This window comes from Micromonospora sp. WMMD975 (assembly GCF_029581215.1).
Lineage (GTDB): Bacteria > Actinomycetota > Actinomycetes > Mycobacteriales > Micromonosporaceae > Micromonospora.
Map to the genome: position 1 here is coordinate 5,846,931 of NZ_CP120739.1, position 25,183 is coordinate 5,872,113.

General features: G+C 72.1%; 22 protein-coding genes, 1 tRNA gene and 1 pseudogene. 16 read left to right on the forward strand and 8 right to left on the reverse strand.

Annotation, left to right across the window (positions count from 1 at the left end):
* Positions 1-94 precede the first annotated feature (94 nt).
* The 4 genes from O7613_RS26065 (at position 95) to O7613_RS26080 (ending at position 6,590) form a co-directional block, all read left to right on the forward strand.
* Positions 95-1,015, forward strand: a complete 921-nt coding sequence (locus tag O7613_RS26065; protein WP_282290512.1) for a hydroxymethylglutaryl-CoA lyase — start codon at positions 95-97, stop codon at positions 1,013-1,015.
* Between the two features lie 91 nt (positions 1,016-1,106).
* Positions 1,107-2,639 carry an acyl-CoA carboxylase subunit beta gene (locus O7613_RS26070; RefSeq protein ID WP_282290514.1) on the forward strand — a complete coding sequence of 511 codons (1,533 nt, stop codon included), beginning with the start codon at positions 1,107-1,109 and terminating at the stop codon, positions 2,637-2,639.
* 118 nt (positions 2,640-2,757) lie between these two features.
* Positions 2,758-3,912: an acyl-CoA dehydrogenase family protein gene (locus tag O7613_RS26075; RefSeq protein ID WP_281585746.1), complete on the forward strand. Its 1,155-nt coding sequence runs from the start codon at positions 2,758-2,760 to the stop codon at positions 3,910-3,912.
* Between the two features lie 101 nt (positions 3,913-4,013).
* Positions 4,014-6,590 (forward strand): helix-turn-helix domain-containing protein, encoded by a 2,577-nt coding sequence (locus tag O7613_RS26080; RefSeq protein ID WP_282290516.1) that lies wholly within the window; start codon positions 4,014-4,016, stop codon positions 6,588-6,590.
* A gap of 289 nt (positions 6,591-6,879) precedes the next feature.
* Here the strand turns inward: O7613_RS26080 and O7613_RS26085 are convergent, their stop codons facing one another.
* Positions 6,880-7,374, reverse strand: coding sequence for a MarR family transcriptional regulator (locus O7613_RS26085; RefSeq protein ID WP_281585744.1), 495 nt, complete (start codon positions 7,372-7,374; stop codon positions 6,880-6,882).
* Between the two features lie 101 nt (positions 7,375-7,475).
* Between O7613_RS26085 and O7613_RS26090 the strand changes: the two genes are divergently transcribed.
* Together O7613_RS26090 and O7613_RS26095 are read left to right on the forward strand one after the other, a co-directional pair.
* A complete protein-coding gene (locus O7613_RS26090; protein ID WP_281585743.1) occupies positions 7,476-8,057 on the forward strand; it encodes a YceI family protein in 582 nt (193 codons plus the stop codon).
* Positions 8,058-8,352: 295 nt separating this feature from the next.
* Positions 8,353-9,831, forward strand: coding sequence for a glutamate-cysteine ligase family protein (locus O7613_RS26095; RefSeq protein WP_281585742.1), 1,479 nt, complete (start codon positions 8,353-8,355; stop codon positions 9,829-9,831).
* 902 nt (positions 9,832-10,733) lie between these two features.
* Here the strand turns inward: O7613_RS26095 and O7613_RS26100 are convergent.
* Positions 10,734-11,606 (reverse strand): annotated as a pseudogene (locus O7613_RS26100) (hypothetical protein); the annotation flags it as partial.
* Between the two features lie 112 nt (positions 11,607-11,718).
* Between O7613_RS26100 and O7613_RS26105 the strand changes: the two are divergent.
* Together O7613_RS26105 and O7613_RS26110 are read left to right on the forward strand one after the other, a co-directional pair.
* Complete coding sequence (locus O7613_RS26105) at positions 11,719-12,399, forward strand: PASTA domain-containing protein (RefSeq protein ID WP_282290517.1); 681 nt, start codon at positions 11,719-11,721, stop codon at positions 12,397-12,399.
* Between the two features lie 132 nt (positions 12,400-12,531).
* Positions 12,532-13,497, forward strand: a complete 966-nt coding sequence (locus O7613_RS26110) for a PASTA domain-containing protein (RefSeq protein WP_282290518.1) — start codon at positions 12,532-12,534, stop codon at positions 13,495-13,497.
* 3 nt (positions 13,498-13,500) lie between these two features.
* Here the strand turns inward: O7613_RS26110 and O7613_RS26115 are convergent, their stop codons facing one another.
* Together O7613_RS26115 and O7613_RS26120 are read right to left on the reverse strand one after the other, a co-directional pair.
* Positions 13,501-13,968, reverse strand: coding sequence for a hypothetical protein (locus O7613_RS26115; RefSeq protein WP_281585739.1), 468 nt, complete (start codon positions 13,966-13,968; stop codon positions 13,501-13,503).
* Between the two features lie 98 nt (positions 13,969-14,066).
* The gene (locus tag O7613_RS26120) at positions 14,067-14,354 is read right to left on the reverse strand and encodes a hypothetical protein (RefSeq protein WP_281585738.1); all 288 of its coding nucleotides are present in this window, start codon (positions 14,352-14,354) and stop codon (positions 14,067-14,069) included.
* 490 nt (positions 14,355-14,844) lie between these two features.
* Here O7613_RS26120 and O7613_RS26125 point away from each other — a divergent pair, with 490 nt between their 5' ends.
* The 3 genes from O7613_RS26125 to O7613_RS26135 all read left to right on the forward strand — a co-directional run bounded on the left by O7613_RS26125 (position 14,845) and on the right by O7613_RS26135 (position 16,473).
* Positions 14,845-15,726 (forward strand): helix-turn-helix transcriptional regulator, encoded by an 882-nt coding sequence (locus tag O7613_RS26125; RefSeq protein ID WP_281585737.1) that lies wholly within the window; start codon positions 14,845-14,847, stop codon positions 15,724-15,726.
* Positions 15,696-15,917, forward strand: coding sequence for a DUF397 domain-containing protein (locus O7613_RS26130; RefSeq protein WP_107158178.1), 222 nt, complete (start codon positions 15,696-15,698; stop codon positions 15,915-15,917). The genes O7613_RS26125 and O7613_RS26130 overlap by 31 nt, the downstream gene beginning before the upstream one ends.
* A gap of 151 nt (positions 15,918-16,068) precedes the next feature.
* Positions 16,069-16,473, forward strand: a complete 405-nt coding sequence (locus tag O7613_RS26135) for a hypothetical protein (RefSeq protein ID WP_281585736.1) — start codon at positions 16,069-16,071, stop codon at positions 16,471-16,473.
* Here the strand turns inward: O7613_RS26135 and O7613_RS26140 are convergent.
* The 4 genes from O7613_RS26140 to O7613_RS26155 form a co-directional block, all read right to left on the reverse strand.
* Complete coding sequence (locus tag O7613_RS26140; protein ID WP_281585735.1) at positions 16,441-17,052, reverse strand: hypothetical protein; 612 nt, start codon at positions 17,050-17,052, stop codon at positions 16,441-16,443. The genes O7613_RS26135 and O7613_RS26140 overlap by 33 nt on opposite strands.
* Before the next feature lie 80 nt (positions 17,053-17,132).
* Positions 17,133-17,939 carry a WecB/TagA/CpsF family glycosyltransferase gene (locus O7613_RS26145; RefSeq protein ID WP_281585734.1) on the reverse strand — a complete coding sequence of 269 codons (807 nt, stop codon included), beginning with the start codon at positions 17,937-17,939 and terminating at the stop codon, positions 17,133-17,135.
* Positions 17,936-19,027 (reverse strand): NAD-dependent epimerase/dehydratase family protein, encoded by a 1,092-nt coding sequence (locus O7613_RS26150; RefSeq protein ID WP_282290519.1) that lies wholly within the window; start codon positions 19,025-19,027, stop codon positions 17,936-17,938. Before O7613_RS26150 ends, O7613_RS26145 begins: the two co-directional genes overlap by 4 nt.
* Before the next feature lie 89 nt (positions 19,028-19,116).
* A tRNA-Leu gene (locus O7613_RS26155) sits at positions 19,117-19,202 on the reverse strand.
* Positions 19,203-19,411: 209 nt separating this feature from the next.
* Here O7613_RS26155 and O7613_RS26160 point away from each other — a divergent pair.
* From O7613_RS26160 to O7613_RS26180, 5 genes are all read left to right on the forward strand, one after another.
* Complete coding sequence (locus tag O7613_RS26160) at positions 19,412-20,218, forward strand: DUF3662 and FHA domain-containing protein (RefSeq protein ID WP_281590595.1); 807 nt, start codon at positions 19,412-19,414, stop codon at positions 20,216-20,218.
* Positions 20,219-20,224: 6 nt separating this feature from the next.
* On the forward strand, positions 20,225-20,713 hold the full coding sequence (locus tag O7613_RS26165; RefSeq protein ID WP_281585732.1) for an FHA domain-containing protein: 489 nt from the start codon (positions 20,225-20,227) through the stop codon (positions 20,711-20,713).
* On the forward strand, positions 20,710-22,161 hold the full coding sequence (locus O7613_RS26170; protein WP_281585731.1) for a PP2C family serine/threonine-protein phosphatase: 1,452 nt from the start codon (positions 20,710-20,712) through the stop codon (positions 22,159-22,161). Before O7613_RS26165 ends, O7613_RS26170 begins: the two co-directional genes overlap by 4 nt.
* 139 nt (positions 22,162-22,300) lie before the next feature.
* On the forward strand, positions 22,301-23,680 hold the full coding sequence (locus O7613_RS26175; protein WP_281590593.1) for an FtsW/RodA/SpoVE family cell cycle protein: 1,380 nt from the start codon (positions 22,301-22,303) through the stop codon (positions 23,678-23,680).
* Positions 23,677-25,182, forward strand: coding sequence for a penicillin-binding transpeptidase domain-containing protein (locus O7613_RS26180; RefSeq protein ID WP_281585730.1), 1,506 nt, complete (start codon positions 23,677-23,679; stop codon positions 25,180-25,182). The genes O7613_RS26175 and O7613_RS26180 overlap by 4 nt, the downstream gene beginning before the upstream one ends.
* Position 25,183: the final 1 nt, after the last annotated feature.

The window sequence follows — 25,183 nt, forward strand, 5'->3', positions numbered from 1 at the left end:
CTGGCGCTTCGGCGTTCGGTTCTGATTCTCTTGGGATGAGTCGGCGGCGCGGTCTGCCCCGATCACGCACAACGTCACAGTGAGGTGACCTCTTATGACGCAACTGCCGGACGCCGTCTCCATCCGTGAGGTCGGGCCGCGCGACGGGCTCCAGAACGAGGAGCCCATCGGAACCGACGCCAAGGTGCGGCTGCTCGACGCGCTGTCCCGGACCGGGGTACGGCGGATCGAGGCGGTCTCCTTCGTCCACCCGAAGGCGATCCCGCAGATGGCCGACGCGGACGAGGTGTGGCAGCGGGCGGAGCGGGTCGACGGGGTGCGCTACTCGGCGTTGGTGCCGAACACCCGGGGCGCGCGGCGGGCGCTCGACGCCGGCTTCACCGAGATCGAGGTGGTGGTGTCGGCGAGCGACACGCACAACCGGCGCAACGTCAACCGGTCGACCGAGGAGTCGCTCGACGACATCGCCGAGCTGATCGACCTGCTGCACGGCGCGGGCGCGACCGCCGAGGTGATCGTGGCGACCAGCTTCGGCTGCCCGTACGAGGGGGATGTGGCCCCGGAGCGGGTGGCCGGCATCGTGGACCGGGTGGTCCGGGACGGCGCGGACCGGGTGGCTTTCGGCGACACCACGGGCATGGGTACGCCCCGCCGGGTCCGCGAGCTGGTGACCGCGGTACGCGACCGCAACGCGCACGTCCCGGTGCTGCTGCACTTCCACAACACCCGGGGGACCGCCCTGGCCAACATGCTGACCGCGATGGAGTTGGGGATCACCGAGTTCGACGCCAGCGTGGGTGGCCTGGGCGGCTGCCCCTACGCGCCGGGGGCCAGCGGCAACCTGGCCACCGAGGAGGCGGTGCACATGCTGCACGACATGGGCGTGGACACCGGCATCGACCTGGACGCCCTGATCGAGGCGGCGGAGTTGGCCGAGCACCTGGTCGGCAAGAAGCTCCCGTCCGGCGTTCTCCGCGCCGGCCCCCGCACCCGCCTCACCCCCCGCCCCTCCTGACCTCCCGCCCCGCTCCCTCCGGGGTCGCCGGAGAGGGCGGGGGTGGGGTAGCCTAACGATCGTTCAGGTCGGTGGGTGGTGAGGAGTCGGCGTGACGCTCGACGGTGAGGCTCTGGAGCAGCTGCGCAAGCGCGCCCGTGCCGGCGGTGCGGACAAGTACCACGCGGCCAACGCCGCCAAGGGGAAGCTCTTCGCCCGCGAGCGCGTCGCCCACCTGGTCGACGAGGGCTCCTTCGTCGAGGACGGGCTCTACGCCAACGCGATGGCCGACGGACTCCCCGCCGACGGCGTGGTGACCGGCACCGCGACCATCGACGGCCGGCCGGTCTGCCTGATGGCGAACGACTCCACGGTCAAGGCCGGCAGTTGGGGCGCGCGCACCGTCGAGAAGATCATCCGGATCATCGAGCGGGCGTACACGACCAAGGTGCCGATGGTCTACCTGGTCGACTCCGCCGGCGCCCGGATCACCGACCAGGTCGACCTCTTCCCGGGCCGGCGCGGCGCCGGGAAGATCTTCTGGAACCAGGTCCGGGCCTCCGGATCGGTCCCGCAGGTCTGCGCGCTGTTCGGGCCGAGCGCGGCCGGCGGGGCGTACATTCCGGCGTTCTGCGACGTGGTGGCAATGGTGGACGGCAACGCCAGCATGTACCTCGGCTCCGACCGGATGGTCGAGATGGTCACCGGCGAGAAGACCACCCTGGAGGCGATGGGCGGGGCCCGGGTGCACTGCGCCGAGTCCGGCGTCGGGCACTTCCTCTGCAGGACCGAGGCCGACGCGCTCGACGTGGTGCGGACCTACCTTTCCTATCTGCCGGCCAACTGGACCCAGGCGCCGCCGGCCGCCGAGGCGAAGCCGGCGCCGGCGAAGGCCGACCTGGCGGCGCTGGTCCCGGCCAGCGAGCGGCAGGCGTTCGACATGCGGCGATACGTCAAGGGCCTGCTCGACGAGGGCAGCTTCTTCGAGATCCAGGCGCTCTGGGCCAAGGAGCTGACCATCGGCTTCGGCCGGCTCAACGGCGAGGTCGTCGGCGTGATCGGCAACAACTCGATGTTCAAGGGCGGGGTGCTCTTCGTCGACTCGGCCGACAAGGCGACCCGGTTCGTGCAGCTCTGCGACGCGTTCAACGTGCCGCTGCTGTTCCTGAGCGACGTGCCCGGGTTCATGGTCGGCAGCGCGGTGGAGAAGCAGGGCATCATCCGCCACGGCGCGAAGATGATCACGGCGATCTCCGAGGCGACCGTACCCAAGATCTGCGTGGTGGTCCGCAAGGCGTACGGCGCGGGTCTCTACGCGATGGCCGGCCCCGGCTTCGAGCCCGACGCCACCATCGCGCTGCCCACCGCGAAGATCGCGGTGATGGGCGCGGAGGCCGCGGTCAACGCGGTCTACGCCAACAAGATCGCCGCGATCTCGGACGAGGCCGAGCGGGCCGCGTTCGTCGCCGCGAAGCGCGCGGAGTACGAGCGCGACATCGACGTGGTCCGGCTCGCCAGCGAGCTGGTGATCGACGCGATCGTCGAGCCGCACGAGCTACGTGCCGAACTGGTCCGCCGATTCGCCGCCGCCCGCACCAAGGAGCGGCACTTCTCCCACCGCCGCCACGGCGTAACCCCCGTCTGACCGGTAAGGAAGGGGCCCCGCTTAACGCCTGGGGTATAGGAAGGGGCCCCTCCTAACACTTCAGCCGCAGCCGGCGTCACGAGCGCCCGGCGGCCCGTCCCCTACCAGGAGGATCGAGATGGACTACCGGCTCAGCGACGAGCAGGAGGCGCTGCGGGAGAGCGTCCGGGAGTTCGCCCGCGAGATGGTCGCCCCGGTGATCGGCGAGCACTACGAGCAGCACACCTTCCCGTACGAGATCATCCGGCAGATGGGCAAGATGGGGCTGTTCGGGCTGCCGTTCGGCGAGGAGCACGGCGGCATGGGCGGCGACTACTTCGCGCTCTGCCTGGCGCTGGAAGAGCTGGCCCGGGTCGACTCCAGCGTCGCCATCACGCTGGAGGCGGCGGTGTCGCTCGGCGCGATGCCGATCTACCGCTTCGGCACCGAGGAGCAGAAGGAGCGGTGGCTGCCGAAGCTGCTCAGCGGCGAGGCGCTGGCCGGCTTCGGGCTGACCGAGCCGGGCACCGGCTCGGACGCGGGCGGCACCCGGACCCGGGCGGTGCTCGACGAGGCCACGAACGAGTGGGTGATCAACGGTTCGAAGGCGTTCATCACCAACTCCGGCACCGACATCACCACGCTTGTCACGGTCACCGCGGTCACCGGCACCAAGCCGGACGGCAGCAAGGAGCTGTCGACGATCATCGTGCCGTCCGGCACGCCCGGCTTCACTGTCGCGCCCGGCTACTCGAAGGTCGGCTGGACCGCCTCGGACACCCACGAGCTGACCTTCGACGACTGCCGGGTGCCGGCGGAGAACCTGCTCGGCGCGCGCGGTCGAGGCTTCGCCCAGTTCCTGCGCATCCTGGACGAGGGGCGGATCGCCATCGCCGCGCTCGCCGTCGGCCTGGCCCAGGGCTGCGTCGACGAGTCGGTCAAATATGCCAAGGAGCGCCAGGCGTTCGGCCAGCCGATCGGCAACTACCAGGCGATCCAGTTCAAGATCGCGGACATGGAGCTGAAGGCGCACACCGCCCGGCTGGCCTACTACGACGCCGCCGCCCGGATGCTTGCCGGCGAGCCGTTCAAGCGGCAGGCCGCGATAGCCAAGCTACACGCCAGCACGGTCGCGGTGGACAACGCCCGGGAGGCGACGCAGATCCACGGCGGCTACGGCTTCATGAACGAATACCCGGTCGCCCGCTTCTGGCGCGACTCGAAGATCCTGGAGATCGGGGAGGGCACCAGCGAGGTGCAACGCATGATCATCGCGCGGGATCTCGGCATGTGACCGACCCTCGACTCGGCCGTCTGTCGGATATCGGCGTCGGACGGTCGGGTGGTTGACGCTGGACTGTGGAGCGTCAGATCCCATCCGTACTCTTCGTGCCCATGACTCCGGACCATGATCGTTCACGGAGCCCGGGTGGCCGGACACCGCTGTCCGACCTGTTGCGCGGGCACCGGCTCGCCGCCGGCCTGACCCAGGCCGAGTTGGCAAGCCGGGCCGGCGTGGGCGTGCGGACCGTCCGCGATCTGGAGCGGGGCCGGGCGACCCGGCCCCAACGCACCACCGTCGGCCTGCTCGCCGACGCGCTCGGCCTGACCGGCGCGACCCGGCGGGAGTTCGTCAGCACGGCCCGGCCCGCGCCAACCCCCGCGCCAACCCCTGCGCCGCCCTCCCCGTCGGCCTCCGCGCCGGTCGGGGCCACCCCCGATCCGGGTACGCCGATCGCGCTCCCCCAGCCCGTGCCGCTGCTCGGCCGGGAACACGACGTGACCGAGGTGTCCGCCCTGCTCGCCGCGCATCCGGTGGTGAGCCTGGTCGGGCTGGCCGGGGTCGGGAAGAGCGCGCTCGCGCTCACCGTCGCCCACGCCGTCGCGTACCGGCATCCGGCCGGTGTGGCCGGGGTGCTGGCCGGCGAGGGCTCGGACGCCGCCGACGTGCTCGCCGCCTCGACCGCGGTGTTCGGCGTGAGCCGCCTCGCCGACCTCGCCTGTCGGCTCGGCGACCGGCCGGCGCTGCTGCTCGTCGACGCCGTCGAACGGGCACCCGGGCCGGTGGCGGAGGCGCTGCGGTCCCTCACCACCACCGCGCCGACGCTGCGGGTGCTGGTGACCGGCCGTCGACCGCTCGGGCTGGCCGGCGAGCTGGTCCGGCCCGTCGCGCCGCTTGACGTACCGCCGGCCGGGGCCGAGCCGGCGGACCGGTCCGAGCTGGCCCGTTGGCCCGCCGCGGCGCTCTTCGCGACCCGGTTCACCCAGGCCCGGCACGCGCCACCGACCCCGGCGGAGCTGCCGGCTCTCGCCGCGCTGGTCCGCCGCCTCGGCGGCCTGCCCCTGGCCATCGAGCTGATGGCCGCGCGGGGCCGCATCCTCGACGTCCCCGAACTGCTTGACCGGTACGGCGACCGGGTCCTCGACCTGGCCGGCCTACGCCCCGGCTGGGAGCCCGCCGATCCGGCCGCCGGCACGGTGACGTTGCGTGAGGCGGTGGCGACCAGTTACCACCTGCTCGCCCCCGCCGAACGCCGGGCGCTGCGCCGGCTCTCCGCGTTCCGGAACCGCTGGTCGGTCGAGCTGGCCGAGGAGTTGCTCGCCGACGGCGGTGGACGGTGGGACGCGGCCCCGCTGCTGGACCGGCTGCGCGAGTTGGGGCTGCTCAGCGTTCGAGGCACGGGTCCGTTCCGGTTCCGGCTGCTTGATGCGGTCCGTGACTTCGCCGCCGAGCAGGCCGAGGTGGAGGGCGAGACGGAGGGCATCCGGCTGCGACACGCGTCGGTGGTTGCCGGCCTGGTCCGGCGTACCGCGCCCGGCCTTGTCGGCGCGGAGCTGCCCGGCACCGTGCACCTGCTCGACGAGGCGACCGGCGACATCGGCGCCGCACTGGCGTACGCCGCGCAGGAGGCGCCGGGGACCGCGCTGCTGTTGGCCGCGGCGCTGCCCCGGTGGTGGCGGCTGCGTGGGCGGGACGTCTCCGGTCGCCGTTGGCTGCGGCGACTGCTCGCCGATCCGCGTACCGCCGACGCGCGACCGGTGTTGCGGGCCTGGGCGTTGCTCGGCGCGGCCCGGCTGGCCGCCGAGCACGGGGCGGGGCCGGAGGAACTGCCGGCAGCCCGGGCGGCACTTGCGACCTTCGCCGAGGTCGGCGATGTGACCGGGGAGCTGTCCGCCCGGTCGGTGCTCTGCGCGGTGCTGCGCGGGCTCGGCGCGCACGACGAGGCCCGCGAGCAGGCCGAGGCGGCGCTGGCGCTGGCCACCCGGCACCAGCGGGTACGCGAGGTGGCGGTCGCCCAGCACCACCTGACCTGGCACGACGTGCGGGTGGGGGAGCTGGCCGGCGCCAGACGCCGGCTGGCCACCGTCGACCGTTTGGCAGCGCAGTCCGGTGACCAGCGACTCCGTCTGCTCGCTCGGGCCGACCTGGCGGAGCTGACCAGGTTGGAGGGCCGGTACGCCGAGGCAGCCGAGCAGGGGCGGCGGGCGGCGTCCGCGCTCGTGGAGTTGGGTGATCCGGGGCGGCTGCGCCGGACGATCGGTTCGGTCGGGCTGGCACTCGCGATCGAGGGGCGCGACGACGAGGCATTGGCGGTGGTGACCGAGGTGTGGCCGTCCGGCCCGGTGCCGGGCCCGCGCCGGCCGCCGGCCGCGGAGCGGTGGGACCCGCCCGGGTGGGGCCGGAACGCGCACGGGGAGGACGCGCTCCGCGCATTGATCGAGGGTCAGGTGGCGTTGCACCGGGGAGACCGGGAGCTGGCGGCGGAGTGGTTCGCGGCGGCGGCCGAGGCCGCCGCCGACGGTGCGGATCGGCGGGACCTGGTCGAGGCGTTGGTGGGGTTGGCGGCCAGCACCGACGATCCGACGGTCTTGGACCGGTTGGACCGCGCGCGGCAGGTGACAGGCGTCAGCCTGTTGCCCCGGGAGGAGGAACTGCTCGCGCCGTTGCGGGAACGCGCTCGGTGGGCGTGAGCGATGCCGGACGTTTGGGCGATGCCGGCCGTGGGGCGGTGCCTGGACGTAAGGCGGTGCCGCGCGTGGGCGGAGTCGGTGCGGTGCAGAGGCGCGGGGGTGGCGCGAGCGAAGTAGCCCCCTGGTGCTGCCCCTCGCTCCACGCTCGCGCCAGCACCCCCCGGTGCCCCCCGCGCCTGAAAGCCTATCCAGGCGCGTCAACCGGTTGATACGTCTATATCCGCTTCTGCCCCGGTTCTCGGGTGGTTCTGCCGGTCATTCTGCCGGTGACCGGCGGGTAACAGTGGGGTCAGCAGGCGTCGGTCCCGGCCGGTTCGGTGCTGCCGGCGGTGGCGCCCGGGTGGACCGCGTCCCGCACCCGACGCAACCCGTCCAGGAGCCCGGCGAGCTGAGCCGCTTCGAGTTGGCCGGTGAACCACTGCTCGATGATCTTCAGGTGGCCGGGAAGCGTCTCGTCCAGCCGCTCCAGACCCGAGGTGGTCACCACCGCGAAGGAGCTGCGCCGGTCGGAGGGGCAGGCCCGGCGGCAGATCAGACCGTCCCGCTCCATCCGGTCGACGACACGGGTGACCCCGCTTGTCGACAGCGAGGTCTGTGCCGCCAGATCGGTCATGCGTAGCTGGTTGTTGGGCGAGCGGGCGAGCCGGGTCAGCACCTCGAACTCGACCGGCGAGAGCCCGTGCTCCTCGAACTGGGCGGCAAACCGGGCGGAGAGCCCGGCATGCGCCTCGTAGAGCAGGCCGACGGCGGTGATCCGAGGGTCGTCGAACACGTTCTGGTCCACGTCGCCATCCTAACAGCACTTGACACGGGGAATATTGCTGTGGCTATAGTTGCTTAGTCAGCCGTTGGGCTACTAAACAATCTTCTCCGGAGGAACGCATCATGACCAGCAGCACCGAGGCGACTACCCGCGACTGGGAAGGGCTCACCATCCCGGCCCCCGGCACGTACCTCCTGGACGCCGCGCACAAGCGCGTCGGCTTCGTCGCGCGGCACATGATGGTCAGCAAGGTACGCGGTGAGTTCGCCGACGCCACCGCCACCATCACCGTGACCGACGACCCGCTCCAGTCCTCGGTCACGGCCAGCATCCAGGCCGCCAGCATCAACACCGCCCAGGCGGACCGCGACGCGCACCTGCGCAGCCCGGAGTTCCTCGACGCCGAGCAGTTCCCGACGTTGGAGTTCCGCAGCACCGGCGTGAAGTCGCGCGAGGGCAACGAGTTCGTGCTCACCGGCGAGCTGACCGTGAAGGGCGTGACCCGTCCGGTGGAGCTGGAGGTCGAGTTCGAGGGCGTCGGCCGCAGCCCGTTCGGGCAGGACATCTTCGGCTTCTCGGCGCACACCGAGATCGACCGGGAGGACTTCGGCCTGACCTGGAACGTCGCCCTGGAGACCGGTGGCGTCCTGGTCGGCCGCAAGGTCAAGATCGAGATCGAGGGCGAGGCCATCCGCCAGGGCTGAGCCCACATCAGGCCCACGGGCCCGCACCGTCACCCGACGGCGCGGGCCCGTCCCGCATCCCCGCCCCGCCGGCGTGGCCCTCGGGCGATCTGCAGTGGGGAACTGCGGGTGGGTGCGGATTGTCACGTGATGTTCGTGGGTCACCCCGCGCTGTGCCGGGTGGTGGCTGGGTACAGGAGCTCCACCTGTCCGACCCGGGCTCGCCGGGCCGGACGCACTTACGCACACCACGTGAATGGTTCACAATGCGTTGCGGAACGCCAACGGTTCCGTGGCACCGGCGCCGGGAGGACAAATGGGCAAGGACGTCGAGCAGGGCGCCTTCACCCGCGAGGATCGAGTCCGCTACCGGCAGAAGGTCCGGCGGTGCCTGGACGTCTTCGCGCTGATGCTCGACGACTTCGGCTTCGACGCCGCCCGGCCGATGACCGGCCTGGAGATCGAGCTGAACCTGGTCGACGCCGCCGCCGAACCTGCCATGCGCAACGACCAGATCCTGGCCGACATCGCCGACCCGCTCTTCCAAACCGAGCTGGGCCAGTTCAACCTGGAGCTGAACGCCTCGCCCCGGCTGATCGAAAGCACCGGCTTCACCGACTACGAGCGCGACCTCCACAGCAGCCTCAGCCGCGCCGACGAGCGGGCGGCCAAGTCCGACGCCGCCATCGTCATGGTGGGCATCCTGCCCACGCTCACCGAGCGCCACCTGGTCGCCGACAACCTCTCCACCGACGCCCGCTACCGGGTGCTCAACGACCAGATCGTCGGCGCCCGGGGCGAGGACATCGAGCTGGACATCAACGGCGTCGAGCGGCTGCGTACGCACACCGACTCGATCGCGCCGGAGGCCGCCTGCACCAGTCTCCAGTTCCATCTCCAGGTCGCGCCGGACAGCTTCGCCGACCACTGGAACGCCTCCCAGGCGATCGCCGGCGTGCAGGTCGCACTCGGTGCCAACTCCCCATTCCTCTACGGCCGGCAACTCTGGGCGGAAACCCGGATCGCCCTCTTCGAACAGGCCACCGACACCCGGCCCGACGAGCTGAAGGCCCAGGGCGTACGCCCGCGGGTCTGGTTCGGCGAGCGCTGGATCACGTCGATCTTCGACCTGTTCGAGGAGAACGTCCGCTACTTCCCGCCGCTGCTGCCGATCTGCGAGGAGGAGGACCCGGTCGAAGTGCTGCATGCCGGCGGCGTGCCTCAACTCGGCGAGCTCCGGCTGCACAACGGCACCGTCTACCGCTGGAACCGCCCGGTCTACGACATCATGAACGGCCTCCCCCACCTCCGGGTGGAGAACCGCGTCCTGCCCGCCGGCCCGACCGTGGTGGACATGCTCGCCAACGCCGCGCTCTACTTCGGCCTCGCCCGCGGCCTCGCCGAGGCCGACCGCCCGATCTGGAGCCAGCTCACCTTCAGCTCCGCCGAGGAGAACTTCCACGCCGCAGCCCGACGCGGCATCGACGCGGTGCTGCACTGGCCCGGCCTCGGCGACGTGCCGGTCACCACGCTCGTGCTCGACACGTTGCTGCCGGTGGCCGCGCAGGGGCTGGACCGGTTCGGCGTGGCGCCGGCCGAACGCGACCGCCTCCTCGGCGTGATCGAGGGACGCTGCCGTACCGGCCGCAACGGCGCGGTGTGGCAGACCGAGACGGTGTGGGCCGCCCAGCGACACCGGGGCATGGACCGGAAGGCCGCGCTGCACCACATGGTCCAGCGCTACGCCGAGTTCCAACGTGCCAACGACCCCGTCCACACCTGGCCGATCGAGTAAGGAGGGGCCCCCGCTTAACGCTTCTGGTAGAGGAGGGGCCCCTTCTTAACAACCATCGGCGCGGAGCGGCGGGATCAGCGGGCGCGGCGGCGGGCCTTCGGCTCGACGGGCGGGGACGACGTTCCGATTGAGCGGCCCTCGGTGTCCGACTTGTCGGTGTCGGACTCGTCGGTGTGCGGCTTCTCGTCGCGGCGGACGGCAGGATCGTCAATCGAGGCACCCTCGGGCTGCCGCTGTCGTGGCACCGCCCGGCCACGACGATCGGTGCCGGACCGTGCGTCGCTACCCGGCTCGTCGGCCACCCCGCCGGTGGGACCTACCGTTGCGTCCGGCGTGGCCGCTGCCGTCGACCGCGGCCGTGGGCCGGCCGTCGTTCCCGGACCGGGGCCGTTCGCAGTCCGCCGACCGGGCCCGACCGTCGTCCTCGGCTCCGAGCCGACTGTCGTCTCCGGTTCGGAGCGGGCCGTCGTCGTCTGCGGCCGGGAGCCGGCTGCGTCGTCGGGCTCGCGGCCAACGGGTGTCGTGGTCGCGTCCGTCGCCCCGGTCCGGTCGCCGAAATCGGTCGAAGCGGTCGGGTGAGGCTCGCCCGCGGGCTGGTCGCCGAGGACCGCCCCGGCTGCGGCGCGGCGACGGAAGAACCGGCCGGCCGGCTTCTTCCCGCTGCTGGCCGGCTCCGCCGCTGCGCGCCCCGGTTCCGCCACTGCGCCCGCCGGCGCCGCGTCGCGCCCCGGTTCCGCCACTGCGTCCACCGGCGCCGCGTCGCGCTCCGGTTCCGCCGCTGTGCCCGCCAGTTCCGCATCTGCGTTCGCCGCCGGCTCCGCCTTCCCGCGTTGGGACGGGACCGCGGCCGGCTCGCCGGTGAGTTCCCCGGACCCGCCGGTAACCGGTGCGCCGTCGGCTGCCCGACGGTCAGCTCGCTGGGCCAGCGCGGCCACCAGGACCGAGCCGCCCACCCCGGCGATCACCGCGTACGGGGCGATCAGGTGGGCCGATAACTGCTCGGCGGCGATGCCGGCCAACCGCGGCACGGCCAGCAGGTATGCCAGTGCGACAAGCAGCGGGCCGGCCGCACCGGAGGCGGCCGCGCCGATCCGCACCCGCGGCGATCGAGCCGCGCGTCGGGCGGCCAGCACCCCGATCACCAGGGCGGAGCCCAGCGAGAGCAGCGCCCCCGGCCAGTAGAAGTAGTCGCGGATCCAGAATCGCGCGCTGTCCGCACTGATCTGCCAGATGCCGAGTTGGGCGGTGGTCAGGCCACGGCCGGAGAGGACCCCGTCCACCACCGACACCACGGCGAGCAGCCAGAGCCAGCCGGTGGTGGCGATCAGGTTGGTGGCGGCGGCACGGGTGTGCAGCGCCCAGGTAGCCAGCAGCACCCCGAGCAGCAGCCCCGCAGCCGCGTACGCGGCTGCGACGGTCTGCGGCGCCGAGGTGTCCGGCACCCGGGCGGCCCGGGCCGGCACCGCCACCAGCAGCACGGTGACCAGTGCGCCTACACCGGCGGCGAGGGCGAGCCCGAGCCGGGGCAGTGTGCCCGATGGCTCGTCGCCGCCGCGCAGCCGCTGGGCGCAGACCGCGCCGGCGATGACCGAGGTAGCGGCGATCCAGGTGGCCCAGGCGAGGCTCGCCACCCAGGCCGACTCGATCCGTACCGCGCCGGTCGGCGCCCAGTTGATGATGCCGAGCCCGTAGCCGAAGCCGAGCTGCGCGGCGCCCGCGCCGGCAGCCACGCCGAGCGCGGCGGCGGTCGATCCTCCCCAGCCCCGTCTGGCCATGCCGGGCAGCGTAACGTCCCGAGGTCGGCCCGGCGAGTCGTGGGAGCACCGACCGGCCGTGGGTGGCTTGGCGGCACCGGCTACGGTGCCGGTGACTGAGGCGGGAGACGCGATGACGGACGAGCGGCAGCCGGTACGCGACGAGAACGGTCCGAACCGTACCCGGCTCTTCGTCGGCGGCGCCGTGGCGGTGGTCCTGCTGGCGGTCATCGGCGGAAGTGCCGGCTGGATCCTGGCCGGTGGGTCGGACCAGCCGTCCGCCTCGTCCGAGTCCTCGCCGCCGACGGCGGTTTCACCGCCCCGCCCGACCGAGAGTGTGCCCGCCGAGGACCGCCCCACCGCGGACGGCCCGACGGACAACCGGTCGGCCACCCCGACTGGTCTCACGGTGCCGGAGCTGGTGGGCGCGGACTTCGAACACGCCCGACAGGAGTTGCGCGACCGGCGGCTCGGCTGGCGGCTGGTGTTCGGAAGCGGCTCGGGCCGCGCGGTGGAACGCACGTCACCGTCGCCGGGTGCCCCGGTGAAGCGCGGTGTCACCGTCACCGTCTGGGTCGCCGGTCCGGCGCCAGCGGTCACGGTGCCCGACCTCGACGGCCGGGTCTGTTCCGAGGCCGCCGACGAGCTGGTGGAAGGAGGGCTCTATCCCCGCTACCGTACCGGTCGTCAGGGCTCGGTCTCGGCGCAGGATCCGGCCGCCGGGGGCACCGCCCGTTGGAACGACCAGGTCGCGTTGACCTGCGGCGACGCGCCTCCGGGTACGCCGACGGCCAGCCCGCAGCCGACGCCCTGACGGACCCGCAACCCACGCCTCGACGGATCGGTACGGCCAGCCGGCGCGCTGATCCCGGCAGGCGTGGTGGTGGAACGCTACGGTGGACGATCGAGGGCCGTGTGCCCCGTCCCGGTGGGGAGGGCGTGTGTCATGAGCGACGACCGTCAGCAGTCACCCGCCGGCGACATGGACGCGACCCGGGCGCTGCCTCCGGACCGGAGCGGCGACGCCACCCGCGGCACGCCGCCGGGCGAGGCCGCCGCCGGCGACGATCCGGACGCCACCCGCGCGATGCCGTCGGACCGCTCCGCGGCCGACGCCGATGCCACCCGGGCGGTGCCTCGGGACGCTGCCGGTCAGGATGCGGACGCGACCCGGGCGGTGCCTCGGGACGCGGCTGGTCAGGACGCGGACGCCACCCGGGCGATGCCCCGGAACGCGGCGGGGGATGGGGAGAACGCCACGCGCCCCCTGCCCGGTGGCGCGTCCCGGCCTCTCGACGCCACCGGGCGTCAGGAGGTGGTCGGCGGTGGGGCCTGGTCCGGCCGGGCCGGGGTGCCACCGCCGCGGCCGGCCGGCTACCCGGAGCCGGGTGCCGAGTGGTACGGCGACGAGCAGGCCGGGCGTCGCTGGTGGATGCCGATCCTGCTGGGCATCCTGGCCCTGATCCTGATCGGGTTGATCGCGGCCGGAGTCTGGCTGGCGTTGCGCGCCGCCGACCGCGACTCCGGTCCGGGCACGTCTCCGTCGGCGGTGCCGAGCACTTCCGCGTCGCCGAGTGCCACGCCGACAAGCGCGTCGCCGAGCAGTTCTCCGTCGAGCACACCGCCGACCACAACGGCGGCGGAGGTGCCGATGCCGCCGTTGGTGGGGCTTCCGGAGGGTGTCGCCCGGTCGGCGCTGGACCAGCTCGGAATCGACTACCGGGTGCGGCGCCGGCCGTCGGACCGGCCGGCCGGCACCGTGATCGAAACGGATCCGGAGGCCGGTTACTCCGTGGGCGAGGGTGAGCGGGTCACTCTCGTGGTGGCCGAGGCGGCGGCTCCCACGACCGGCACGCCGACGACCGGTGGGACCAGCCCGGGTTCCGCGCCGGCCACCTCCGCCACGCCCTGACGGTCACCACTGTCGGCGTCGGGTGCCGACCAGACCGAGCCCGGCCAGCGAGATGGCGAGCCCGAGCAGCCCGGAGTAGAACAGCGACCGGCCGGGGTCGGTCGACGTGAGGGGCCGGTCGGCAAGCGTGCCCTCACCGGCACCGGCACCCGCCTGGTCGGCGTCGGCCGGCACGTCGGCTCCACCCGCTGGTGCCGGCTCGTCCTCGCCCGCCCCGGCCTGCGCGGGCTCGTCCGCCGGATCGGTGAGCGACCGGAAGTCCGCCGACGGACTGGTGGCCGAGTGGGCGTCCTCGCCGGCTACGGTGATCGCCGGGGCCGGTACGGGGTCGGCGAGTGGATCAGTGGCGGAGAAGGCCGGGTGGCGGGCCGTGAGCGCGAGCGCGATCGCGAGGAACGCGAAGAGCCCGAGGGCGTAGCCGATGCGAAACCGGTGGTGCCGCCGCGCGGCGGGCATTTTGACCATGACCATCCCTGGTTCAGGGTCCATGGCGCGCGGGGTGGAACGTGCCGGGGTGGGCGTACTGATCCTATGGCCTCGGCACGCCCACCCGGCGGGGAACCGTGAGTTCAGCCCACCCGGACCGGAGTCCGGGTCACCGGACGTCGGGCGGTGCGGACGGTGTGCTGGCGGGGGGTCGGCGCGGCCTGGATCCGCCGCAACCCCTCCTGCTGTACGAAGATCGACCGCCTGTTGACCGCGTCCCCCGCCGCGTTCAACTCGTAGCCGTCGAGCCAGATCCAACCGTCGTAGGTCGGCCAGTCGAGCACCCGGATCATGCGGAACATGATCGGTCGGAAGAACTGGACACTCGCCGCGCGTGTCACATGCAGTACGTCACCGGAGCGGGGAAGCACATGGGCTCCTGGGAGGGTTCGGCCGGCGAGCGGGGCCGGCGAGGTTGAACGGGGGTCGGATGCGGTCCGGTGACGGGGGTTCTGCCTGGTGGACCGACGGTCGGTGGGTCGGTGCTGGTCGGGCCGTACCCGCGGTGGCGGACCGCCACCCGACCATCACCCGGCTGCTCCGGTTGCCGCTCCCGCCGCCGCAGTCCAGCTGGCGTGCAGCGGCGGGGTCTTCATTCCGGTGCAGGTCGCGCGCGGCACGGGACGATCCACCCGCCACGCCCCGAGATCAAGCGAAGACGGTGAGTAACCCGCGCCATACGGACAGAGTGCATCAGCCACGTGCGACATGCAAGTTGCACGTCGACTTTTGCCGATAAGTGAGCGGGACACGTGAACGGGACGCTTGATGCGTCCGGGATCCGGGCGGCACACTGGACGCCGGTTTCGCCCGTCGCGGCCGGTCGAGGACCGGCACCCCCCTGCCGTGCTAGGAGATCTCGTGAGCGAACGGCGCAGCCCGACCATCCGCCGGCGTCGACTCGGGGCCGAACTCCGTCGGCAGCGCGAGGCGGCCGGCATCACCATAGAGGCGGTCGCCGAGCAACTCGAGTGCTCGGCGTCCAAGGTCTCCCGGATCGAGACCGGGCACACCACCGCGACGCCACGCGACGTGCGGGACATGCTCCGCATCTACGGGGTGGTCGGCGCGGAGAGCGACGAGCTGGTGCAGATCGCCCGCGAGGCCCGGCAGAAGGGCTGGTGGCACCCGTACAGCACGGTGCTGGTCGGGGCGTATGTCGGCCTGGAGGCGGCGGCCAGCACGATCCGGGCCTACGAACAGCAGGTCGTGCCGGGTCTGCTGGAGACCGAGGAGTACGCCGGCGCGATGATCCGAGCCGCCCGGCCGGACTTCACCGCCGATCAGATCGACCAACGCGTGCGTGTCCGATTGGGTCGTCAGTCGTTGTTGACCCAGGACGATCCGGTCGATCTGTGGGTGGTGCTCGATGAAGCGGTGCTGAGCCGGCCGGTTGGCGGCGACGCGGTGATGCGTGGCCAACTCAAGCGGCTGGTGGAGGTGGCCGAACTGCCGAACGTGACGGTGCAGGTCCTGCCCTTCGAGGTGGGAGCGCACGCCGGCATGGACGGGACCTTCTCGATCCTCGGCTTCCCCGAACCCAGTGATCCCGATGTCGTGTACGCGGAGAACGCCACGGGTGGGCTCTTCCTGGAGAAGAGCGACGAACTGCAGAAGTACAGCTTCATCTTCGATCACATTCGAGCAGCGGCCATTCGACCGGAGGAGTCCGTCGCACACATCGCGAGACTGGCAGAGGAGCCGCTGTGGAAATGGCGACCAAGGAGTTCCCCGTGGACCTGACGCAGGCGACGTGGTTCAAAAGCTCGAAGAGCGGGCCGAACTGCGACAACTGCGTGGAGGTCGCTTACGTGACCGGGGCGGTCGGCGTCCGGGACTCGAAGGACAAGGCCGGTCCGGCCCTGGTCTTCGCCCCGGGTGACTGGCACGCCTTCGTCGCCCGCGCCAGGGGCGGGGCCTTCGGCCAAAGCTGATCCGTACCCCCGGAAGCATGGTCCCGTCCGGCAGCGTCGCCGGGCGGGACCGTTCCCGTCGGTGTGCCGGCCGCGCCGGTGACCCGTCGCCAGTTCCGTTCCGCCTCGTTGAACCGCACGGATCGGCAACCGAACGAGGCAGGCGAGACGGATGACGACGATCGGTTCAGAGAATCTCACCAATGGCCCGGGCAAGCCCGAGCGGTTCGGTGGCAAATATCGTGGGGCCCGGCGGGACACCGTCCTGACCGAGGTGGTCTCCGGTGACGGCGACGAGCTGGCCGGCCGGGACGCCGGCACGCCGGAGCAGGCCGCCCCGGCGCTCTCCCTGCCGTCGCTCGACCCGAACCCGCTCACCGAGCCGTCCTTTCCGCCAAGCGGCTGGCCGGTGGAGCAGCCGGAGTCCCTGGTGGACCATCCGCTGCTGCGTGGCCTGCTGCTGGAGCTGCCGCCCAGGGGCAGCGTGCCCCCGCCCGGCTGGCTCGACCGCTGGTTCGAGGCGACCCGGGCGATCCTGGAACTGCTATACGTGCAGGGCGCGAGCCGATCGCGCTGAGACCGCCGACACGGCGGTCAGCGGCTGCGTGGCCCGCTCGGCGAGCCGGTTGTGCCGCAGCGCGTGGCGTACCCCGATCGCGGACACGCCGAGCACCGCGACGGTGATCGCCGGGCCGGCCACGCCCGGCGCGGCGAACAGGTCGACACCGAGGGCCGGAAGCACGGCGACGAGCATCGCGAGCGCGGTCGCCTGGAGCGGAAGCGCGATCAGTGGGTGCGCGGCGGCGGCTCGCAGCGCGTGCGGGGCCGGGGTTTCCGGGGCGGCGGCGAAGGCGCCCGCGCCGGCCCGCAGGCGCCGGACCCGGCGTACCGTCCAGACCCCGACGACCGCCGCCGGCAGCGCCGCGACGGCGAGCCCGGCGGCGGCCCGGTCGATCGCGGTGCCACCGGCGCTCTGGAGGCCCGCGGCGAGGACCGCCGCGGTGAGCGCGAGGCCGGTCAGCACCAGGGCGGACAACCATCCGGTACGCCGCCGCAGCGCCCGGGCGCGGTCCAGCCCGGGCAGGCCCTCCGCGACCAGGCCGGCGGCCAGCCACACGGCGGCGACGGGGAGCAACACGACGAGACGGTCATCCATGGCCCCAGCCTTGCCCACTTCGACGCGCACCGAATCCGGGGCGGCACCCCGCTTACCCCCGAACGTCTCCCCGTAGGGGATCAGACGTCGAAGGTGGCGGGGCGTCCGGTGGCCGGCGCCGGCGGCGTGGCCTTCCACAGGCCGGTCTTCTGCGCGGCCAGCCGGGCCAGGTAGGCCGGGTTGAGGATGACGTAGCGGCGCCACAGCCGCTTCGGTTCCAGCCCGAGCCGCCAGAACCACTCCAGCCCGGCGCGCTGCATCCACGGCGGCGGGTTGCGCAGCAGCCCGGCGTGGTAGTCGAACGCCGCGCCGACCGCCATCAGCGGCATGTCCAGCAGCGGTCGCATGGCATACGCGAAGACCTCCTGCCGGGGGCAGCCCAGCCCGACCAGGACGAGGCGGGCGCCGCTGTTCTTGATCCGGTCGGCGATCTCGGTGTCCTCGCCGGGGTTGGCCGCCCGGAACTTGGACGGCTCGACCCCGGCGATCTTCAGCGCGGGGAAGGTACGTTCCAGCGCCGGGATCAGCCGGGCCAGGGTCTCCTCGGTGGAGCCGTAGAGATAGACAGGCAGCCCTTCGTCGGCGAACCGGGCGAGCACCCGGAGGGTCAGCTCCGGGCCGTAGACACGGTCGGTGAGGCCGGCGCCGTGCAGCAGGTTGAGCGCCCAGCGCACCGGCTGCCCGTCCGGGGTGACCACGTCGAACGAGTTGAGCCGGGCGTTGTGCGCCGGATCGAGCACCCCGGTCATCACGCCGTGCACGGCGAGCGCGGTCAGGGCCAGCGGGTGGCGCTCGCGTGCGGCCGAGACCACCGCCTCGGTGGCCCGGGTGTAGTCGGTGGCGTCGACGAGCACGCCGAGCACGTTGCGCTTGGTGTCGACGGTCATGCCTTCGGCACCCACTTGTCGACGTTCGCCTCGTAGATCTCACGGAGGATCATCGGCACGTCGTAGGTGATCTTCCAGGCGGGGTAGTGCTCCTCGAACCGGGCCATGCTGCTGACGTACCACTGGTGGTCGCCGGTGCGGGCCTGCTCGACGTAGTTGATCCGCGAGTCCCGGCCGGTGATCTCCTGGGCGACCCGGAACGCCTCGATGTGCGAGGTGTTGGAGTGCCGGCCGCCGCCGAGGTTGTAGACCTGGGCGGAGCGCGGCTCGCGGAAGAACGCCTCGAACGCGGTCAGGACGTCCCGGGAGTGGATCGCGTCCCGGACCATCTTTCCCTTGTAGCCGAAGAGGTTGTACGTCCGGCCCTCCATCACGCACCGCATCAGGTACGCCAGGAAGCCGTGCAGCTCCGCCGCGGAGTGCGCCGGGCCGGTCAGCGTGCCACCGCGGAAGCAGGCGGTCTTCATGTCGAAGTACCGGCCGTACTCCTGGACCATCACGTCGGAGGCGACCTTCGAGGCGCCGAAGATCGAGTGCAGCGACTCGTCGATCGACATGTCCTCGGTGATGCCGTCGTACCAGTGGTGGTCCTCCGGCAACTCGTAGCGGGTCTCCAGCTCGATCAGCGGAAGCGTGTTCGGCCGGTCACCGTAGACCTTGTTCGTGGAACAGTGGATGAACGGCGCGTCGATCGCGTGCCGCCGGGTGTTCTCCAGCACGTTGAGCGTGCCGCCGGCGTTCACGTCGAAATCGGTGTACGGCTCCTTGGCGGCCCAGTCGTGGCTGGGCTGAGCGGCGCTGTGGATCACCACGGCGATGTCCCGGCCGTACCTGGTGAAGACGCCTTCCAGACCGTCCCGGTCGCGGATGTCCACCGCGTGGTGGGTGTACGCGGGCCCCAGGTCGGCGGCGAGGCGGTCGAGGCTCCAGGCGGTCGAGCCGTCCTCGCCGAAGAAGTATCGCCGCATGTCGTTGTCGATGCCGACCACGTCGAGGCCGAGGCCGGCGAAGTGCCGGGCCGCCTCGGAGCCGATCAGACCGCCGGAACCGGTCACCAACGCGACACTCACACGCCACTCCTGGTCCATGGGAGGCAGGGAAACCACCGGAGCATAGCGTGACGTCCGCTGCGTCCCGATATGGTGCGAGGGCCCCGCAGCCTGCGGAGCCCTCGTGATGGTGGGGATGGGGGGAGTTGAACCCCCACGTCCTTTCGGACACACGGACCTGAACCGTGCGCGTCTGCCATTCCGCCACATCCCCGTGGCGCGACCCGGGACACCGTATCCCATCCCGAACCCGCCATCTGCGCCGGGTGCCGGGACATATTACGCTGTCCACTGGTCATGCCACGGGCGATCACCGTCCGTGGCGGACGAAACTGTAGCACGCTCGCGGGCCTGGTCACGAACGGGCCGTCGGCAGCCGGCCGAGCGGCGTGTGAGCTGCGGAGGCGGTGTCCGGATACCATCATTGCCTCGGGACCCGAGGAGGAGCCGGTGAGCGTGCTGCAACGCTTCGAGAAGCGTCTGGAAGGCCTGGTCGAGGGGGCCTTCGCCAAGGTCTTCAAAGGGGTGGTCCACCCCGTGGAGATCCTCAACGCCATGCAGCGGGAGGCCGAGGCGCACAAGGCGATCCTGGCCGGTGGGCGCACGTTGGTGCCCAACCGCTACGTGATCGATCTCTCGCCGTACGACCACAGTCGGTTGGCGCCGTACGCCGCCGCGCTGGCCCAGGAGTTGGCCCAGTCGCAGGCGGAGTTCATCGGCGAGCAGGCCTGGACGGTCTACGGCGACGTGATCGTCGAGGTCGAACGTGGTGAGGGACTGGACACCGGCATGTTCCGGGTGACCGCCGAGGTATACACCGGCGGTGACGTCGCCCCGGTCTCCGCGCCGGGCGGCTACGACTCCGGCGGCGGCTACGACGCCGGCCCGGCGTACCCCGCCTACGACCAGGGCGGCGGCTACGGCCCCCCGCCCGGCCAGGGCGGCGGGCGCAACGTCCGTCTGGTCTCCGGCGACGGTCGCACCTACCCGCTCCAGATGGGCTCGACCGTGATCGGCCGTGGCGACCAGGCCAACCTGCGCCTGCCCGACGTCGGCATCTCCCGGCGGCACGCCCGGCTGGACTTCGACGGCGGCCAGGTGGTGCTGACCGACCTGGGCTCGACGAACGGCACGATGGTCAACGGCCAGCGGGTGTCGGCGGTCGCGCTCAACCCCGGCGACATGATCCAGCTCGGCACCACGACGCTGACCTTCCGCGTGGACGGCTGATCCCCGTTGCCGGAGCTCGTCATCACCGTTGCCCGGTTCGGATTCCTCATCCTGCTGTGGATCTTCGTCTTCACTGTGGTCGGCGTGATCCGCCGGGACCTCTTCGCGGGGGCCCGGTCGGGTCGGCTGGTGGCCGCGCCACGCGGGGTCGGCGCGTCGACCGGCCAGCCCGCCGGCAAGCCGGCCAAGGCGAAGCGGGGTCGCGCTGCCCACCAGATGGTGGTCACCGCCGGTCAGCTGGCCGGCACCCGGATCACCCTCGGGGAGGCCCAGATCACGATCGGACGGGCGGAGGACTCGACCCTGGTGATCACCGACGACTACGCGTCGGCGCGACACGCCCGGCTCGTACCCCGCGACGGGCAGTGGTACGTCGAGGACCTCGGATCGACTAACGGCACGTACCTCGATCGCGCTAAGGTCACCGGACCAACCCCCGTCCCCCTCGGCGTGCCGATCCGGATCGGCCGCACTTCCCTCGAATTACGGCCATGACTCTGACCCTGCGCTACGCGGCCCACAGCGACCGCGGTCTGATCCGAGACGGCAACCAGGATTCCGTCTACGCCGGACCGCGGCTGCTCGCCGTTGCCGACGGCATGGGCGGCATGGCCGCCGGTGACGTCGCCAGCAACATCGTCATCGGTGCCATGGCGCCCCTCGACGAGGACGTCCCGGGTGACGCCCTCGTCGACGCGCTCCGATCCGCCGTGGGCACCGCCAACCAGCAGCTCCGCGACACCGTGGACGCCAACCCGCAGCTGGAGGGGATGGGCACCACGCTCACCGCGACCCTCTTCTCCGGCAGCAAGCTCGGCATGGTCCACATCGGTGACTCGCGGGCCTATCTCCTGCGCAACGGCGAGTTCGCGCAGATCACCAAGGACGACACGTACGTCCAGATGCTCGTCGACGAGGGCCGGATCAGCGCCGAGGAGGCGAGCAGCCACCCCCAGCGCTCGTTGCTCACCCGCGCGCTCGACGGCCGCGACATCGACCCGGAATACAGCGTCCGCCAGGTGCTGCCCGGCGACCGCTACCTGATCTGCTCCGACGGCCTCTCCGGCGTGGTGAGCGCGGACACCATCGGCGACACCATGCGGGAATACCCCGACCCGCAGCAGTGCGTGGAGCGTCTGGTGCAGCTCGCGCTCCGTGGCGGCGGCCCGGACAACATCACCGTGATCATCGCCGACGCGACCGACCAGGACATCGTCGAGGCGTCCCCGATCGTCGGCGGCGCCGCCGCCCGGGACCGAGGCATGGCGACGTCGGCCGACGACTCCACCCCGGCGGCCCGTGCCTCGGCGTTGTCCGCCCCGCGCACGCCCGCCCCCGAGGAGCCGGCCGACAACCGCGACGACGAGCCCGAGCAGCGTCGGCGGAAGCCGCTGCGGACGGTGGCGATGGCGCTCGCGCTGGCGGTGATCGTCGGCGGTGCCGTCTTCGGCGGCTGGACCTACACCCAGCGGCAGTACTACGTCGGCGCCACCGACGACGGCCAGCTCGCGGTCTTCCGCGGGGTGCCCGGCCAGGTCGCCGGGCTCGACCTGTCGGACGTGCACGCGCGCAGCGCGTCCCGGCTCGACGACCTGACGCTTGCCGCCCAGGAGCGGGTGAAGCAGGGCATCCAGGCCAAGAGCGAGCCGGACGCCGAGCGTCGGTTGGCGGAGCTGACGAGCGACGACCCGGCCAACCCGAACCTGAAGCCGCTCTGCCCGCCCGACCCGACGCCCGGCTCGACCCCGGTGGCGACGCCGACCCCGGCGCTGAGCCCCAGCGCCGTTCCGCCGACCCCGGCACCAGGCGGGCCGACCCCGACACCCGGCTCGCCCACCCCGGTGGCCGGTACGCCGACGCCGACGCTGACCATCACGCCCGACGCCGTAGCCTCCGACACCGTTCCGCCGGCCGATCCCGCCGGTTGCCGGTCGCCGGAGTGAGCGCCGGCTCGATCCCGAGGACTCATCCGTGACCGCAGCCGCCGCACCGGCAGCCTCGCCCGCCTCGACGGGCGAGCAGTCCGGCGTACGCCTGGCCCGGTCCCGGCGTAACGCCGAGTTGTCCCTGCTCCTGCTCGCCATGGTGCTGGTGGCGGCGTACGCGGCGATGGTCGAGGCGAAGGCGCTCGACACGGTCACCCCGGACTTCTGGATCCCAGCCGCCGCGCTGGGGCTGGTGTTCCTCGGCCTGCACGTGGTGATCCGCTGGCTGGCGCCGTTCGCCGATCCGGCGTTGCTGCCGGCGGTGGCCCTGCTCAACGGCATCGGGGTGGGCTTCCTGCGGCGTTACGACCTGGCCGAGGCCGCGCCGGCGGAGCGGGAGGACCTGGCCATCTTCGCCGGCACCGGTGGCCGTCAGCTCGCCTGGACGCTCGCCGCGGTGGTGCTCGCCGCCGCGCTGCTGGCGATCCTGCGGGACCACCGCACGCTGTCGCGGTACGCGTACACCCTGGGACTTGCCGGCATCGTGCTGGTGATGATCCCGGCGGTGCTACCCGGTCGATTCTCCGAGATCAACGGCGCCAAGCTGTGGATCAAGGTGGGCGGGTTCTCGATTCAGCCGGGTGAGTTCGCCAAGCTGGCCCTGCTCACGTTCTTCGCGTACTACCTGGTGCGAAAGCGCGAGGTGCTCTCGCTGGCGAGCCGGCGGGTGCTCGGCATCGACTTCCCGCGTGGGCGCGACCTCGGCCCGGTCCTGGTGGTCTGGTTGGTCAGCCTCATGGTGCTGGTCTTCGAGAAGGACCTGGGCACCTCGCTGCTCTACTTCGGCATGTTCGTGGTGACCCTCTACATCGCCACCGAGCGGGTGAGTTGGCTGCTCATCGGTCTGATCCTGTTCTTCGGCGGCGCCTACCTGGCCTACGTGCTGGGCAGCACCGTGGGGGGCCCGTTCGCCAACTTCTACGACCGGGCGCAGATCTGGCTCGACCCGTTCGCCGAGCCGTACGACCGCGGTTACCAGTTGGTCCAGGGCCTGCTCACGCTCGGCACCGGCGGCCTGTTCGGGGCCGGGCCGGGCGGTGGCCAGCCGAACCTGCTGCCCGAGGTGCAGACCGACTTCATCTTCGCCGGCATCGGTGAGGAGATCGGCCTGTTCGGTCTCTCCGCGCTGCTCGTGGTCTATCTCCTGATCGTCGAGCGGGGCCTGCGCGCCGCGCTTGCGGTGCGGGACTCGTTCGGCAAGCTGCTCGCCGGCGGCCTGGCGTTCACGCTCGGCCTCCAGGTCTTCGTCATCGTCGGCGGGATCAGCAAGCTCATCCCGCTGACCGGGCAGACCACCCCGTTCCTCTCCGCCGGTGGCTCCTCGCTGATGGCGAACTGGCTGCTGATCGCGGTGCTGCTGCGGGTCTCCGACGGTGCCCGCCGACCGGTGACCGGGGGCGGTGGCCCGGCGGCCCGGCCCACCGGTGGCCCGCCCGAGCAACTGCACGGTGCCCCGACGGAGGTGATCCGGCCGTGAACGCGCCCCTGCGCCGCGTCGGTGTGGTCGTGATGATCCTGTTCGGGTTGCTCTTCGCGAACCTGAACTGGATCCAGGCCTACAAGGCCGACGAATACCGCACCAGCGACTACAACGGCCGGGTCCAGGTCGCCGAGTACGACCGCAAGCGCGGCAACATCGAGGTCGGCGGCACCGCGTACGCGCTGAGCAAGGAGACCGGCGGGGAGCTGAAATACCTGCGCACCTATCCCAAGGGGGAGATGTACGCGCACGTGCTCGGCTGGAAGCCGGTCAACGGCAGCGCGAGCGGCATCGAGCGGTTGGAGAACGACTTCCTCGCCGGCACCAGCGACGCGCTCATCGCCAACCGGATCAAGGACATGTTCACCGGTGACGAGACCGGTGGCGGCAACGTGCTGCTGACCCTCTCCAAGGGGGCCCAGGAGACGGCGTTCAAGCAGCTCAACAACAACGAGGTGGGGGCGAAGAAGGGCGCGGCGATCGCGATCGACCCGCGTACCGGCGCGGTGCAGGCGCTGGTGTCGATGCCGAGCTTCGACCCGAACCCGCTGGCGAGCCACTCCAGCACGGAGGCCGACCGGGCCTACAACGCGCTGGAGAAGGACAAGGACCGGCCGCTCGCCAACCGGGCGCTGTCCGAGGTGCTGCCGCCCGGCTCCACCTTCAAGATCGTCATGGCCGCGGCGGCGCTGGAGAACGGCATCGGCCAGCAGACCCAGATCCCAGCCGGTTCGAGCTACACCGCGCCGGGCGCCGGGGTGCCGATCAAGAACGCGGCCCCGTCGATCTGCCCGGAGTCGCAGGTGACCCTGCGGGAGGCGGTGACCGAGTCCTGCAACACCGGTTTCGCCCAGCTCGGCGTGCGCCTCGGCGCGGACAAGGTCAAGGAGAAGGCCCAGCAGTTCGGCTTCGAGCAGGAGGACCTCACGGTCGGCCAGCTCGGCGAGGGCGGCCTGCCGGTGGCGGCCAGCCGCACCGGCGACATGCAGAACCCGGACGGCAGCACCGACCCGGCCGCGCTGGCGCAGTCGTCGATCGGCCAGAACAACGTGCGGATGACGCCGTTGCAGGGCGCGCTGATCGCCGCCACGGTCGCCAACGGCGGCAGCCAGATGCGTCCGTACCTGGTGAAGCAGTTGCTCGGGCCGGACCGCACCACGGTCTACGACGCCGCCAAGCCGCGCGAGCTGCGCCGCCCGGTCAGCGGCCAGGTCTCCGCCGACCTGCGCGACATGATGCAGAACGTGGTGAAGGAGGGCACCGGCCGCCGGGCCGCCATCGACGGCTTCGTGGTCGGCGGCAAGACCGGCACCGCCCAGTCCGGCCCGGAGACGCCGGACCACGGTTGGTTCATCGGGTTCGCGCTGGACAAGGACGGTACGCCGCTCTCCGCGGTCTGCGTGGAGCTGGAGCAGGCCGGCAGCGGCGGCAGCTCCGAGGCGGCCCGGATCGCCGGCCGGATCATGGCGGCGGCCATCGCGGATTCCGGGAGGCGCTGAC

Excerpts from the sequence above, each read along its gene's own strand:
- O7613_RS26065 (WP_282290512.1), top strand. The coding sequence starts at position 95 with ATGACGCAACTGCCGGACGCCGTCTCCATCCGTGAGGTCGGGCCGCGC.
- O7613_RS26075 (WP_281585746.1), top strand. The coding sequence starts at position 2,758 with ATGGACTACCGGCTCAGCGACGAGCAGGAGGCGCTGCGGGAGAGCGTC.
- O7613_RS26080 (WP_282290516.1), top strand. The coding sequence starts at position 4,014 with ATGACTCCGGACCATGATCGTTCACGGAGCCCGGGTGGCCGGACACCG.
- O7613_RS26090 (WP_281585743.1), top strand. The coding sequence starts at position 7,476 with ATGACCAGCAGCACCGAGGCGACTACCCGCGACTGGGAAGGGCTCACC.
- O7613_RS26095 (WP_281585742.1), top strand. The coding sequence starts at position 8,353 with ATGGGCAAGGACGTCGAGCAGGGCGCCTTCACCCGCGAGGATCGAGTC.
- O7613_RS26105 (WP_282290517.1), top strand. The coding sequence starts at position 11,719 with ATGACGGACGAGCGGCAGCCGGTACGCGACGAGAACGGTCCGAACCGT.
- O7613_RS26110 (WP_282290518.1), top strand. The coding sequence starts at position 12,532 with ATGAGCGACGACCGTCAGCAGTCACCCGCCGGCGACATGGACGCGACC.
- O7613_RS26115 (WP_281585739.1), bottom strand. The coding sequence starts at position 13,968 with ATGGTCATGGTCAAAATGCCCGCCGCGCGGCGGCACCACCGGTTTCGC.
- O7613_RS26130 (WP_107158178.1), top strand. The coding sequence starts at position 15,696 with ATGGCGACCAAGGAGTTCCCCGTGGACCTGACGCAGGCGACGTGGTTC.
- O7613_RS26135 (WP_281585736.1), top strand. The coding sequence starts at position 16,069 with ATGACGACGATCGGTTCAGAGAATCTCACCAATGGCCCGGGCAAGCCC.
- O7613_RS26140 (WP_281585735.1), bottom strand. The coding sequence starts at position 17,052 with ATGGATGACCGTCTCGTCGTGTTGCTCCCCGTCGCCGCCGTGTGGCTG.
- O7613_RS26145 (WP_281585734.1), bottom strand. The coding sequence starts at position 17,939 with ATGACCGTCGACACCAAGCGCAACGTGCTCGGCGTGCTCGTCGACGCC.
- O7613_RS26150 (WP_282290519.1), bottom strand. The coding sequence starts at position 19,027 with ATGGACCAGGAGTGGCGTGTGAGTGTCGCGTTGGTGACCGGTTCCGGC.
- O7613_RS26170 (WP_281585731.1), top strand. The coding sequence starts at position 20,710 with ATGACTCTGACCCTGCGCTACGCGGCCCACAGCGACCGCGGTCTGATC.
- O7613_RS26175 (WP_281590593.1), top strand. The coding sequence starts at position 22,301 with ATGGTGCTGGTGGCGGCGTACGCGGCGATGGTCGAGGCGAAGGCGCTC.